The 13,787-nt window shown below is 62.3% G+C and carries 11 protein-coding genes; 5 read left to right on the top strand and 6 right to left on the bottom strand.

Annotated features, from left to right (window positions below):
* The first annotated feature begins 108 nt into the window (after nt 1–108).
* From KL786_RS12705 to KL786_RS12695, 3 genes are all read left to right on the top strand, one after another.
* A complete protein-coding gene (locus tag KL786_RS12705) occupies nt 109–1,209 on the top strand; it encodes a sugar diacid recognition domain-containing protein (RefSeq protein ID WP_032860574.1) in 1,101 nt (366 codons plus the stop codon).
* Nucleotides 1,210–1,324: 115 nt separating this feature from the next.
* A complete protein-coding gene (locus tag KL786_RS12700; protein WP_215517815.1) occupies nt 1,325–2,473 on the top strand; it encodes a glycerate kinase in 1,149 nt (382 codons plus the stop codon).
* A gap of 60 nt (nt 2,474–2,533) precedes the next feature.
* Nucleotides 2,534–3,046 carry a GNAT family N-acetyltransferase gene (locus tag KL786_RS12695; protein WP_215517814.1) on the top strand — a complete coding sequence of 171 codons (513 nt, stop codon included), beginning with the start codon at nt 2,534–2,536 and terminating at the stop codon, nt 3,044–3,046.
* Here the strand turns inward: KL786_RS12695 and KL786_RS12690 are convergent.
* On the bottom strand, nt 3,034–3,735 hold the full coding sequence (locus KL786_RS12690) for an aspartate/glutamate racemase family protein (protein ID WP_215517813.1): 702 nt from the start codon (nt 3,733–3,735) through the stop codon (nt 3,034–3,036). The genes KL786_RS12695 and KL786_RS12690 overlap by 13 nt on opposite strands.
* A 119-nt stretch (nt 3,736–3,854) precedes the next feature.
* Here KL786_RS12690 and KL786_RS12685 point away from each other — a divergent pair, with 119 nt between their 5' ends.
* On the top strand, nt 3,855–4,349 hold the full coding sequence (locus KL786_RS12685) for a hypothetical protein (protein ID WP_032860567.1): 495 nt from the start codon (nt 3,855–3,857) through the stop codon (nt 4,347–4,349).
* A gap of 54 nt (nt 4,350–4,403) precedes the next feature.
* On the opposite strand, the gene KL786_RS12680 is transcribed toward KL786_RS12685, so the two are convergent.
* The 3 genes from KL786_RS12680 to KL786_RS12670 form a co-directional block, all read right to left on the bottom strand.
* Nucleotides 4,404–4,625: a cbb3-type cytochrome c oxidase subunit 3 gene (locus KL786_RS12680; protein ID WP_215517812.1), complete on the bottom strand. Its 222-nt coding sequence runs from the start codon at nt 4,623–4,625 to the stop codon at nt 4,404–4,406.
* The gene (gene ccoN / locus KL786_RS12675; RefSeq protein WP_215517811.1) at nt 4,625–6,052 is read right to left on the bottom strand and encodes a cytochrome-c oxidase, cbb3-type subunit I; all 1,428 of its coding nucleotides are present in this window, start codon (nt 6,050–6,052) and stop codon (nt 4,625–4,627) included. The genes KL786_RS12680 and ccoN overlap by 1 nt, the downstream gene beginning before the upstream one ends.
* A 283-nt stretch (nt 6,053–6,335) precedes the next feature.
* Entirely contained in the window at nt 6,336–8,639 is a 2,304-nt protein-coding gene (locus KL786_RS12670) for a tetratricopeptide repeat protein (RefSeq protein ID WP_215517810.1), read from the bottom strand.
* Nucleotides 8,640–8,832: 193 nt separating this feature from the next.
* Here KL786_RS12670 and KL786_RS12665 point away from each other — a divergent pair, with 193 nt between their 5' ends.
* On the top strand, nt 8,833–9,504 hold the full coding sequence (locus KL786_RS12665) for a DUF3313 domain-containing protein (RefSeq protein ID WP_215517809.1): 672 nt from the start codon (nt 8,833–8,835) through the stop codon (nt 9,502–9,504).
* 41 nt (nt 9,505–9,545) lie between these two features.
* Here KL786_RS12665 and KL786_RS12660 read toward each other — a convergent pair whose 3' ends face one another.
* Complete coding sequence (locus tag KL786_RS12660; protein WP_215517808.1) at nt 9,546–12,032, bottom strand: fused MFS/spermidine synthase; 2,487 nt, start codon at nt 12,030–12,032, stop codon at nt 9,546–9,548.
* Nucleotides 12,033–12,186: 154 nt separating this feature from the next.
* Nucleotides 12,187–13,773 (bottom strand): arylsulfatase, encoded by a 1,587-nt coding sequence (locus KL786_RS12655; protein ID WP_215517807.1) that lies wholly within the window; start codon nt 13,771–13,773, stop codon nt 12,187–12,189.
* Nucleotides 13,774–13,787: the final 14 nt, after the last annotated feature.

Here is a 13,787-nt window from a genome sequence, read left to right as displayed (position 1 = left end):
TCGGTCACGGGACGGTGCCGTGTCTTTGTGCCCCCGCACAGCGATCGATCCATTGCGCTGTGCCTTTGAACAATTGCGTAATGCAGCGCTTTCAAGGAATTTAGCCCCATGTTCGAACTCGATCATGACCTGGCGCAGGATATCGTCAATCGCACGATGGCCATTTTGCCCTATAACGTCAACGTCATGGACAGCCAGGGCCTGATCCTCGGCAGCGGCGAACCGGAGCGGATCAATACCCGCCATGAAGGCGCGCAATTGGTGCTGGCCAACGGTCGCGTGGTGGAAATCGACAGCCAGACCGCCAAGCACCTCAAGGGCGTGGCGCCGGGGATCAACCTACCGTTGCTGCATGACCAGCGTCTGATCGGCGTGCTGGGCATCAGTGGTGAACCGCAGTTGCTGCGCACCTATGCCGAACTGGTGCGGATGACCGCCGAGATGCTGGTCAGCCAGCGCCACCAGCAGGCGGAGCAGCAATGGCGGCGCCAGCGCTGTGATGACCTGCTGGCGTTGCTGCTGGCCGATAGCGGTGAATCGCCGCGCCTGGTGGATGAGGCCCAGCAACTGGGGCTCAAGCCGCAGTTGCCGCGCACTCCTTACCTGTTTGAATTGGGCCCGGGACAGACCGCCGAAGCGCTGGCAGCCTGGCTGGCATCGCGTTACCCGGACAGCTGGTGCGTCAGCTCCGCGCAGTTTTCGTTGCTGTGGTGCCGCCCGGCGTCGGTGCCGATGGACAACCCGCGCCTGCTGGAAAAGCTCGATGCCTGCGGCTGGAACGTCCTGCGGGTGGCTGTGGGTGGCCAGGCCGATGGATTGACGGGCTTGCGCCGCTGCTATCGGCGCGTGGCGGACTTGCTCGCCTATGGCCGCGACGTGCTGCCCCAGTCGCGCCTGCTGACCCTCAATCGCTACCGGTTGCCGGTAATGCTCTGGCGCCATCGCAACGACGATGCCCTCGACGAACTGCTCAACCCGTTGCGCAAGGTCCTGGCCAAGGACAGCAACGGCCAGTTGCAGGCCACGCTGCGCAGTTGGTGCGAGCACGACGGACAAAGCCAGGCCTGCGCCGACGCCTTGGGCATCCACCGCAACAGCCTGCGCTACCGCATGGAACGCATCGCCGAATTGAGCGGTGTCGACCCGTTGACCCTTGATGGCATGCTCGCGTTGTACCTGGGAGTGCAACTGCTGCCCCCAACCCCGTAGGCGCCGGTGCTTTTGTCGAAATGAACAACAAACCCCAGCCACGCTTGTGCATCGGACAGGCGTCATTGCCGGTGCCAACTGGCAGCATGGGCGTCATAAAAACCGGAGAAAGCCCATGAAAGTCATCATCGCCCCCGACTCGTTCAAGGACAGCCTGAGTGCCGAAGGCGTGGCCCAGGCCATTGCCCAAGGGTTGGCTCAGGTCTGGCCCGATGCCGAACTGATCAAGTGCCCGATGGCGGACGGTGGTGAAGGCACGGTGGACTCGGTACTCGCGGCCTGCCATGGCCAATTGCGCAGTTGCACCGTGCAAGGCCCGTTGGGCGGCACCGTTGAGGCGCGCTGGGGCTGGTTGGCCGAGAGTGCCACGGCGATTATCGAAATGGCCGAAGCCAGTGGCTTGCAACTGGTCCAGCCAGGGCAACGCGATGCCTGTGCCAGTAGCACCTTCGGTACTGGTGAACTGATCCGCGCCGCCCTGGACGCGGGTGCCCAGCGGATCATCCTGGCGATTGGCGGCAGCGCCACCAATGACGGCGGCGCCGGCGCCATGCAGGCCCTTGGCGTGCAACTGCTCGACGCCCAAGGTGCAACGCTGGCGCACGGCGGCCTGGCCCTGGCGCAGTTGGCCCGCATCAATCTTGAATCAATGGACTCGCGGCTGGCCCAAGTGCGCTTCGAGATCGCCGCCGACGTCAACAACCCCCTGTGCGGCCCCCACGGCGCCTCGGCGATTTTCGGCCCGCAAAAAGGCGCCAATCCACAACAAGTCGCGCAACTGGACCAGGCCCTGGGTCACTTCGCCGACCACTGCGCCGAGGTCTTGCCCCGGGACGTGCGTGACGAGCCGGGCAGCGGCGCGGCAGGCGGCCTGGGTTTTGCCGCCAAAGCCTTCCTCGGCGCGCAGTTTCGCGCAGGTGTGGACGTGGTCGCCGAACTGGTGGGCTTGGACGATGCGGTGCGCGGTGCCGACCTGGTAATCACCGGCGAAGGCCGTTTCGATGCCCAGACCCTGCGCGGCAAAACCCCGTTTGGCGTGGCACGGGTAGCCAAGCAGCACGGTGTACCCGTCATCGTGATCGCAGGCACCTTGGGCGACGGCTACGAGCAGATGTACGCCCATGGCGTCGACGCCGCGTTTGCCTTGCCTGGCGGGCCGATGAGCCTGGAGCAGGCCTGCAGCGAAGCGCCGAGGTTGTTGCGTGAGCGGGCGGCGGATATTGCGCGGGTGTGGCGGCTGGGCGCGCAACGCAGTCGCGGATGACAGCGCGTGCTATCGCTGCCTACACTGGTCGGCCACTTGTCTTTCAAAGGATGAAACACAATGCCTGCACCTGACTCCAAGATCGTGATCCAGCGCTTTGCCGAAACCCATCTCGAAGGCATGCATGCGCTCTACAACGAGCCGGCCGTGTGCCGACAGGTGCTGCAGATGCCGTTCCAATCACTGGAGGTCTGGCGCAAACGCCTGGCGGATACCAATGAGCGACTGCTCAGGCTGGTGGCGGTGCAGGCCGGTGAGGTGATTGGCAATTGCACCCTGGAGCAGTATTCGCGCAGTCGCCAAAGCCATGTCGGCGGTATCGGCATGGGAGTGGCTGTGGCCTGGCAGGGTCGGGGCGTGGGCACCCAGTTACTGGGTGCGGCGCTGGAGGTGGCCGACAACTGGATGAACCTGCACCGGGTGGAACTGACGGTGTATGCCGACAACGAGCCGGCCCAGGCGCTGTACCGCAAGTTCGGTTTCGAGACCGAAGGCCGGTTGCGCGATTACGCCGTGCGTGACGGCGTATTTGTCGATGCCCTGAGCATGGCTCGCCTGCGTCAGACCGCCTGATCCCCCAGGGCAAACGCCACCGCAGCCTGCGCATGCAGCTCGGTGGTGTCGAGCAAGGGCAGATCGCTGTGCTCGGGCTTGATCAACAGGCCAATCTCGGTACATCCCAGGATAATCGCCTGGGCGCCACGGGCCGCGAGGTTCGCGATGGCCTGTTGGTAAACCTGGCGTGACGCCTCGCTGATCACCCCGACGCACAACTCTTCATAGATGATCCGGTGCACGGCGCGGCGCTCGTCGGCGTCAGGCACCAGTACGTTCAAGCCCTGGGCCGCCAGGCGCGCCTTGAGAAAATCCTGTTCCATGGTGAACGCTGTGCCCAGCAGGCCGACGGTCAGGGTATTGGCCTTGACTGCCGCCGCGCCCGCGGCATCGGCAATGTGCAGGAACGGTACCGACACGGCGGCTTCGATCTGCGGTGCCACCAAATGCATGGTGTTGGTACACAGCACAATGCAGTCGGCGCCACCGGCTTGCAGACGGCGTGCGGCGTCTTGCAGGATCTGCGCCGCGTCATCCCAGCGCCCGGCGTGCTGGGCCTGTTCCACCGGGCCGAAGTCGACGCTGTACAGCAGGATTTGTGCCGAGCGCAGCGGCCCCAACCGGTCGCGGACCTGCTGGTTGATGATCCGGTAATACTCGGCGCTGGACTCCCAGCTCATGCCGCCGATTAGGCCGATGGTACGCATGCCAAGCTCCTCAAACTGTTAGGCGAAAGGCACACCTTACCCAACACGGGTGCGTTAGTCATACGCGGCGGTGCGGCATCTGCCATGATCGTTGTTTGCAGTCCCCGAGGAACACCGCAATGGACGATGTACAGCAACTGGGCGAGATGCTTCGTCATTACGCCGACAGCGAAGCGCACAAGCGCCAGCAGTTCGAGGTGCAGTCAGCCCACTGGACCCAGAAAATCACCGAGCTGTACGGCCAGATCGAGCAATGGCTGGCGCCGGTCAAGAGTGATGGCTTGCTGGAGGTGCAGCGTGAGGCCTATGTGGCGTCCGGGCCGAGCGTGCCGGTGGAGACTTCGACCTTCAAGACTGAGAAGTTGACCATTCATATTGCCGGTAAACCGGTGGAGTTCGTGCCGGATGTGATGGGGGCGGGTGGCTTGATTTCGTTGTCGGTGATGGGGCTGACCGCTGCGCGCTACGGCAGTATTTCTCTGGTATTGCTGCCGGGGTCCAATGATTGGCTGTGGAAGAAAACCAATGGCCTGAAAGACCCGGACACCTTTGCCTTTGATGCCAACTTCCTGGCCTTGCAGTTGCAGAGCCTGATCCCTCGCGAGCGCGGCTGATTCATCAAATGTGGGAGCGGGCTTGCTCGCTCCCACACAAAGCCCAACAGACCTTCAGACCTCTACGTTGCCCCAACCGGGCTTGGCCTCCTCAGGCGCCACCGCCTTGACCTGTTTGCCCGTCGCCAACTCCACCCGGCGTGCCACTTCCGGGTCGTCGGCAAACGGAATCAGACTGGCCTCATCCAAGGCTTCTCCCGACTGGTCCCGAAGGCAATATTCCACGGTGCCATACAGGCAGATCACCGCCGCCAGGTTAAAGATAACCTCCCACATCAGGCGATCTGCGCATCACGGTGCGCCACCTTCAAGTCCGCGACCCGCACCGTGCGCCAGGTGTTGTAGGCCATCAGCAACATGCCGCCGAGGAAGAACACGCCGCCGGCAAACCGCACCACAAACCCCGGGTGGCTGGCCTGCAAGGCTTCGACGAAGGAGTAGGTGAGGGTGCCGTCGTCGTTGACTGCCCGCCACATCAGGCCCTGGGTGATGCCGTTGACCCACATCGAGGCGATGTACAGCACCGTGCCGATGGTGGCCAGCCAGAAGTGCAGGTTGATCAGCGGCACGCTGTACATCTGCTCGCGGCCAAAGACTTTGGGGATCATGTGGTACAGCGAGCCAAAGGTGATCATCGCCACCCAGCCCAGGGCGCCTGCGTGGACGTGGCCGATGGTCCAGTCGGTGTAGTGGGACAGGGCGTTGACCGTCTTGATCGCCATCATCGGCCCTTCAAAGGTCGACATGCCATAGAACGCCAGCGACAGCACCAAAAACCGCAGGATCGGGTCGGTGCGCAATTTATGCCAGGCGCCCGAGAGGGTCATCATGCCGTTGATCATCCCGCCCCAACTGGGCGCCAGCAGGATCAGCGACATGGCCATGCCCAACGATTGGGCCCAGTCCGGCAGCGCGGTGTAGTGCAGGTGGTGAGGGCCGGCCCAGATATACAGAGTGATCAACGCCCAGAAATGCACGATGGACAGGCGATAGGAATACACCGGCCGCCCGACCTGCTTGGGCACGAAGTAATACATCATTCCCAGGAACCCGGTGGTCAGGAAAAACCCCACCGCGTTATGCCCGTACCACCACTGCACCATGGCGTCGGTAGCGCCGGAATACACCGGATAGGACTTGAACCAGTCCACCGGGATCGACAGGTGGTTGACCACGTGCAGCATGGCGATCACCACGATAAACGCGCCGAAGAACCAGTTGCCGACGTAGATGTGCTGGGTCTTGCGCTGCACCACGGTGGTGAAGAACACGATGGCGTAGGCCACCCACACCACGGTCATCCACACCGCACCGGAGAATTCGATCTCGGCGTATTCCTTGGTGGTGGTGTAGCCCAGGGGCAAGGTGACCAGCATGATCACAATCACCGATTGCCAGCCCCAGAACGTGAAAGCGGCAAGCCAATCGGAGTACAGGCGCACCTGGCAGGTACGTTGTACCGCGTAGTAGCTGGCGGCAAATTGCGCGCTGCCGGCAAAGCCGAAAATCACCAGGCTGGTGTGCAACGGCCGCAACCGGCCAAAGGTGGTCCAGGGCAAGTCCAGGTTCATCTCCGGCCACACCAGTTGCGAGGCGATCCACACCCCCATGGCCATGCCGATGACGCCCCACACCACGGTGGCGATGACGAATTGACGGACAACCTTATAGTTATAGGCCTGCCCGGTTGATGCTGTGCTCATGGTCAGTCTTCCACGGTTTCAAGTCCCGGGCACTGTAGGAAACCCATGGAAAACAAAACAGACTCAGAAAAACTACATTAATACGGATCAGAATTTATGCCATAAAACAGCGGGTATTCCTCGGCTGATATGGTTTTATGGTTTTTATCTTGGTCTGTAGCGTTTTAAAACAACAAACTGCCGAAAGCGAAATCGCTCACCATCGACTATGGCGCTTAGATCAACCGGGGTTCGGTTCACCGTTCGGCTGTATCTCACTACCCCCCTTGAAGTGCAGGCCTAGTTATTTCAAGGCCGGGTCTTGTGGATTCAACTGCTTCCACGATTGCATCACCACCTGCGCCTTGGGTTCCTGGCCGTTCTCCAGGTAGTACTGGATCAGCGACAACCGTGCATTACGGTTGTACGGTTGGCGCTTGAGCAGGTCTTCCAACTGCTGGCAGGCCTTGTCGACCTGGCCACCGTCGTGCAACGCCACCGCCAGCACAAAGCTGTACTGCCCGTTGCCCGGTTCCAGGCGGGCCGCCTCACGCAAGTGCGTCAGTGCCGGTGCCGTCTTGCCCTGGCGAATCAGCATCAGCCCCTGGGTGTGTTGCAGCAGCGCGGCCTCGGGATGCTGCTTGAGGTTATCGGCCACCAGGCGCCGGGCTTCTTCGCCACGGCCGTTGGCCTCCAGCCACTGTGCGAGGGTCACCAGTGCCGGGTAGAAGTCCGGATCGCGCAGCAGTGCGGTGCGCAGTTGGGCTTCGACCTGACTGGCGCGGCCGCTGGCCTGGTACAGCATGGCCAGGTTGAGGTTGGCTTCGGCGCGTTCCTGCAGGCTCAGTTGCACGTTTTCATACTCACCGATGGCCTGCTCCCAGGCCGGGCCCAGGCCTTGCGTCGCGACACTGAGCAGATCCCGCGCGGCGAGGATGCGCACCGCACGCACCGGGTCATTTAGCAGGGGGGCATACAGCGTGACGCGCTCGGCGGGTGGCACAAAGGCGCTGACCGCCCGTAGCGCACTCTCGCGCACCTGTGGGGCAGGGTTGCCCAGGTCCTTGGTCGCCAGTTTCAGCGCCTGTTCGCTCGGGTAGTTGACCAATTCGGCCAGCAGCGTGGCGCGTTGGATCGCCGGCAGATTATTGCGCGCCAACTGCTCATACAGCGCTTGTGCAGCGCCCGGCTGGCCGCCGCGAATCAACGCCAGGCTTTCATCGTAACGCGGGGCCTGGAGTGCCTGGCTGTGGTCCCACAGTTTGAATTGCGCAGTAACCCTGTCGCCGGCCTTGCCCTGGTGGCAGGCCAGGCAAGCGTCCGGGGTACCGAGCCTGGCGGCGCGCTCGGGGTTGGGAATGCTGAAGCTGTGGTCATGGCGAAAGTCATTGCCCATGTAGAACTTGCCGGGCATATGGCAATCGACGCAAAACGACCCGGGTTGCCCGGCGACATGACGCGTGTGCTCCGGTGCTTCGTAGTTCTTGGCCTGCAAACCCCGGCCATCTACCGAGGCAACAGCGGCCTTGCCCGCCGTGTTGTGGCATTGCAGGCACACGCCATTGCCGGGGGCCTTCAGTTGGTTGCTATGGGGGTTGTGGCAGTCGGTGCAACGTACGCCTTTGTCGGCCATCTTGCTCTGGGCGAAGGAGCCGTGCTCAAACACCTCGTCCTTGATCTTGCCGTCCAGGGCATACAGTTCGCGGGTGAGGGCGCTGGGCAGGTAGTCGTCCATCAGGCGCATGCCCACGGTATAACCGTCACCCAATGGTGCACGACGGGCGTGGCAGCGGGAGCAGGTTTCGAGTTCGACAGTGGCGTCCTTGTCCTTCAAGTCCACGGTAAAACCGGCGTGCAGCAGGTCGCCTTTTTTTGCCGCCCATTGCACATGGTTGGACGCTGGTCCATGGCAGGCCTGGCAGCCGACGCCGAGGCTGTTCCATTGGCTGTCGAAGGTGTTGCTGGCCGCATCGAAGTTGCGTTTATAGCCGGTGGTGTGGCATTCCACGCACATGAAATTGGCGTTCTGGCTCGGTTTGCTCCAGTGCAGCGGGTTCTTGAAGTTCACGCCTTGGCCTGGATAGAGGTGGAACCAGCGGTTTTTTTCGGTATCCCAGGCCACGCCCAGGGCCTGCAAACGTCCACCGCCGACGTCGATCAGGTATTGCTGCAAGGGTGCGATGCCGAAGGTGTAGGCGACCTTGAAGTCCATGGCCTTGCCGTCGCCACCAGGGGTGTTGACCCAGAATTCATCGCCCCGGCGAAAGAACCGGGTGGTCTCGCCTTCGCCCTGGAACGCTGCATTATTGAAGTCCGCCGGCACTGTTGCAGGCGTTGCCTGCTGCATCGCCAGTTGATGGTGCGACCCTTGCCAGTCCTTGGCCTGGGGTTGATGGCAAGCCTGGCACTGTTGCTCGTCGACCATTTGCGCAGGTGGCAGCGCCACCGGTTTGGCCACCGCTGCCACAGGTGCAGGCGCCGGTAATGGCAGCCTGGGCGTACTGGCCTGGAGGAACAGCCAGATCCCGGCCATCGCCAGCAGCACAACGGCAATCAACAGTGGGTAGAGATAACGACGGGGTGAATCACGGTGGGTAACTTTGGGCATGCGACTTCCGATGTCCGATGCGTTGACGCTCTACGGCGTGCTTTAGCTGTGTGCAGCTTTGACGCAGGTTGGATGCCTGTCAAATCGATGTTGTGAAATAAGCCGCACATGCGCGCAACCGGCAGGTTATTTCCCAAGAGTTGGCTATACCTGTAACTTCACGTTTCGACGATAAACACCAAGGAGTCGCACCATGAAGCTAGGGCTAATGATCAGCACACTGTGTATTGCCTCACTCGGGGTTGCCGGGTGCGCGAGTAAAGTCCCCCAGCCGGACGAATACTCGGGCTTTCTCTCGGACTACAGTCATTTACGCGAAGCCAAGTCGCCGTCGGGCGCAGAGGTGATGCGCTGGGTCGATCCCAAGCTGAATCTGAACCGCTACACCTCGGTGTACATCGAGCCGACCCAGTTCTTCCCCAAGCCCCAGGCCACGGCGCAGATTCCCGAAGACACTTTGCGCAGCATCAACGAGTACTACAACCAGGCGCTCAAGCGTGAGCTGGTCAAGTCACTGCCACTGGCCAATGCACCGGGCCCTGGGGTGATTGTGGTGCGGGCGGCCATTACTGCTGTCAGTCGCAAGACTGAAGGCCTCAAGCCCTACGAATTCATTCCGGTCGCCCTGGTGGCGGCAGCGGTCAGCACCGGCACCGGGATTCGCGATCAGGAAACCACCCTGGGCACCGAGGCGCAGTTTCTCGATGGCGACAGCGGCCGCGTGATTGCCCAAGTCGTGCGTAAAGGCACGGGCAAACCTTTGGACAACGATACCCAGGTCATGAAAGCAGCCGACGTGAAGGCTGTGATGGATGGCTGGGCGGCGGACCTGCATCAGTCGTACGTCAAGCTCAAAACCAAATAACCCGCCCTCACGGTAGGAGCTGGCAAGCCAGCTCCTACACGTCAATCGCCGAAAAACCAGCGGTAATACGGGTTGGCGCCATCTTCCTGCAACACTTGCCGGATATCCCGCCCCCACGCCGCGCGATCACCCTCGTAGGCATGCAGGCTGGCGCGGTAGAACTGCATCAGGCGTTGCTGCTCTGCGTCCAGGGTCCGCGAGAATGCCAGGTCGGCATTGCGCAGCGGTACGCTCACCCGCAAATCCAATAATGCCGGCAACACCCGCTTGATCTCCTGGCTGCGCACCCACGGTGCATATTCGATGCGCGGTTGATCATCGGTGACCGCCAGGGCCTGCCCGGCAAAACGCTCCAGCCCATTGCGATCGGTGACCCAGGTGGCCAGCAAGGTCGGTGCCGAATCAATGCCGACCTCGGCCAGGGCACTGCGTACCGGGGCTTGTTCAAAGCGCTGGCGGATGCGCGCGGCGTCCAGCTCGATAGGCTCCATGGAACCCACCAGCAGCATTTCGTGGAATTCGCTGGTCCACAGGCTGGCGTAGGGGAACACATCGAGAAAGCTGCGCACCAATGACTGCGAATCTTCGATGTTCTGTGTCGGCAGTGGCAGCCATTGGGCCAGCAGTCCGTGTTTCTCCAGGCGGCGCGCGGCCAATTGATAGAAGTCGCGCGAATACAGGTTGACCACGCCGGCGGCGGAGGGTGGTGGCGGCTCCAGGGTGATCAAGTCGTAGGCCTGGGGGCTGCGCAGCAGTTCCTGGCGACCGTCGCGTAAGCGCACTTGTACGCCGGGATCGCTGGCGGCGTTGTAGTTGCCCTTGAACAGGGGGGCCGCTTGCACTACCGCCGGCAGCAGTTCGGCGACCACCCGTTGCTCCAGCCCCGGATAGCGCAACAGTGCGCCCGCGGTGATGCCGGTGCCAAAGCCGATTACCAGCGCTGAGTGGGGTTCACCGTTATGGATCAGCAGCGGCAGCAGGGCCTGGATGCGCATATAACGCAGGGATGGCATGGCGTCGCCGGTATTGGAGACACCCTGGATATACAGGCGTTGAAAGGCCCGCGCACCTTTGCCCTGGGTCACCACGGCGACCGTGGCACCGCGTCCTTCCTGGTAAAACTTGAGGCTGGCATTGCGTGCGCCGGGCAGCAGGTTGGCCAGGCGGTCTACCGGGGTCAGCAGGGCCATGGCCAGCGACAACAGGCCCAGAGCTGCCACTGCCTGGCGCCGACCTTTTTTCACCGCATGCCCACGCCGTACTGCGATGTAACCCACTGCGCCGGCAATCACTGCCAGCAGGCCCAGGGTGTGCACCAGACCCAGCCAGGGAATCAGCACAAAACCGCAGAGCATCACCCCGACAATCCCGCCCAGGGTGTTGAACGCCACCACCGCGCCCACATCCCGGCCCACATGCGCGCTGCCCACACTCAGGCGCAGCGCCAGGGGAAACGCCGCGCCCAGCAACAGGGTGGGTACAAACACAATGCACAGGGCGGCCATCGCAAAACGCGCGCTCATGCCCGCCAACTCAAGGCCGCCCAGGCTCAGCACCAGTGCCTCGGCCTGGGTTTGCAACAGCACCAGCCAACGGCCCAGCAGGGCGATTTCCAGCAGGGCCACCAGCCCGGCCCCGGCGATCAACAGGCCGAACACGCCCCAGGGATCGCGAAGGCGCTCGACCCGGCGTGCCATGAGCTGACTGCCGATAAACAACCCGGCCAGGTAGGTGGCCAACACCACCGCAAAGGCGTAGGTGCGGGTGCTCATGAACTGCACGATCGATTGCGACCAGACCACTTCGTAACCCAGGGCCACGCCACCGGCGATGGCATACAGCACCAGTGCCAGGCGCGCCGGCTGCGTCTTGGACGGGACGCTGGCCGCCGTCGCGCGATGACGCACATACAACAACGCGCCGACGGCGGCCAGCAGGTTGAGCAGGGCGGCCACTAGGGCACTGCCGCGCACGCCAAAGGTGGCGATCAGCACAAAGGCGGTGAGCAAGGTGCCGACGATCGCCCCGGCGGTGTTCGCGGCATACAGTCGGCCACCGGCCTGGCCCAGGTCCTTGGCATCGACGTTGAGGGCGCGTACCAGTACCGGCAGGGTGCCGCCCATCAACAAGGCGGGCAAACCGACCAGGACGAAGGGCAGGATCCAGGCCAACAGGCCGATGCGTTGCTCCAGCCAGGCAAACGGGCTGGCGGCCATGCCCAGGGCCAGCGTGGCGCTGACCCCCAGCACGGCGACAAAAATTTCCAGTGCCGCGTACAGCACCAGCGGCCGGGCGAGACGGTCGGCCCAGCGGCCAAACAGCAGGCTGCCCAGGGCCAGCCCGGCAAAGAACGCACTGATCCCAGTGGTAATGGCATAGACCTCGACCCCGACCACCAGCGACAGCTGCTTGATCCATAGCACCTGATACACCAGGGCGGCGGCGCCGGAGGTGAACAGCAGCAGGGCGGGGATCAGCAGGGTGGAGGTGATTTGAGTTTGAACCATGGCAGCGGAGCGTGAAGACATTGAGTGGAGCCCCCTGTAGGAACGAGCTTGCTCGCGAAAAACGCCAACGATTACGCGCATATTCTGGATAAACGCGGCGCGCTTGCATTTTTCGCGAGCAAGCTCGCTCCTACATAAAAATGCCGCTCACCCTGGGTGAGCGGCGTTCAGCCCTTTATTGTGCAGGCTGTGCTTTAGCCTTCTCGGCAATCTTCGCATCCACCGCTGCACGAATCTGGTCGATGCTGAAGCTCGCCGGTTTCTGGCTCGGTGGGTATTCGACAAAGGTTTGGAGGAACTTCGCCGATTTGGTCACCGCTACCGCAACCAGGTAGACGTTTTTCGTGCTCCAGTCGTAATACTGATCAGAGACGATGTCTGCCCGCTCAAACGGGTCCATGCGCAAGTTGAAGATCTTCGGTACCCGCAGACACACGAACGGCTCGCTCCACACCTTGAACCCACCGGGTGCGCGCTGTTCGCAGTACACGGCTTTCCAGTTGCCAAAGCGCGCCGAAACCAGCACCCCGTCATCGTTGAAGTAGTAGAACTCGTCGCGTGCGCCCTTGGGTTGCTGGCCTGTCAGGTACGGCAGTTGGTTGAAACCATCCAGGTGCACCTTGAAATTGCCACCGCCTGCGGTGGGCGCCCAGCCTTTGAGGAGCTTGTCCTTGACCTCGGCATCACCCGCAGCCGCGAGCAGGGTCGGGAACCAGTCCATGCCCGAGAACATCTCGTTGGAGACCTCGGCTGGCTTGATCTTGCCCGGCCAGCGAATCATCGCCGGCACGCGATAGGCACCTTCCCAGTTGGAGTTCTTCTCGTTGCGAAACGGCGTGGTCGCCGCATCTGGCCAGGAGAACTGGTTCGGCCCGTTATCAGTGGTGTAGACCACGATGGTGTTGTCGGCGATTTTCAGGTCGTCGAGGGTTTGCAGGAGTTTACCGACGTCGCCGTCATGCTCCAGCATGCCATCGGCGTACTCGTTGCCGGGCATGCCGCTCTGGCCCTTCATCGACTCACGCACATGGGTGAACAAGTGCATGCGGGTGGTGTTCATCCACACAAAGAACGGCTTGTCGGCCTCGGCCTGTTTCTTGATGAACGCCTGGGCGGCGGCGGTGGTTTCGTCGTCGATGGTCTCCATGCGCTTGGTGGTCAAGGCGCCGGTGTCCTCGATCTTGCCGTCGGCAAAACTGTGGATCACCCCACGCGGCGAGTTGGCCTTGACGAAGTCAGGGTCATCCTTGGGCCAATAGGGCCGCTCGGGTTCCTCTTCAGCATTGAGGTGATAGAGGTTGCCGAAAAACTCGTCGAAACCGTGGTTGGTCGGCAGGTATTCGTCTTTGTCACCCAAGTGGTTCTTGCCGAACTGGCCGGTGGCATAGCCCAGTGACTTGAGGGCCTGGGCGATGGTGATATCGCGCTTTTGCAGGCCCACCGATGCGCCCGGTGCGCCGACCTTCGACAAGCCCGTGCGCAACGGCGTCTGGCCCGTGATAAAGGATGAACGCCCGGCGGTACAGCTGTTCTCCGCGTAGTAATCGGTGAACATCATGCCTTCTTTGGCGATGCGGTCGATATTCGGGGTCTTGTAGCCCACCACGCCCATGGAATAGGCGCTGATATTGGTTTGCCCGATGTCATCGCCGAATATCACCAGGATATTCGGCTTTTCGGCGGCCAAGGCGGTTGCCCCGGCCCCCATCACTGAAACCGCCACCAGGGCCAGCTTCGGTAGCCACTTGCGTATGCGAGTCATAAGACCTGCTCCTT

The organism is Pseudomonas sp. TAE6080, from assembly GCF_018732265.1.
Taxonomy (GTDB): Bacteria; Pseudomonadota; Gammaproteobacteria; order Pseudomonadales; family Pseudomonadaceae; genus Aquipseudomonas; species Aquipseudomonas brenneri.
This window is presented reverse-complemented; position numbering and strand designations above follow the sequence as displayed.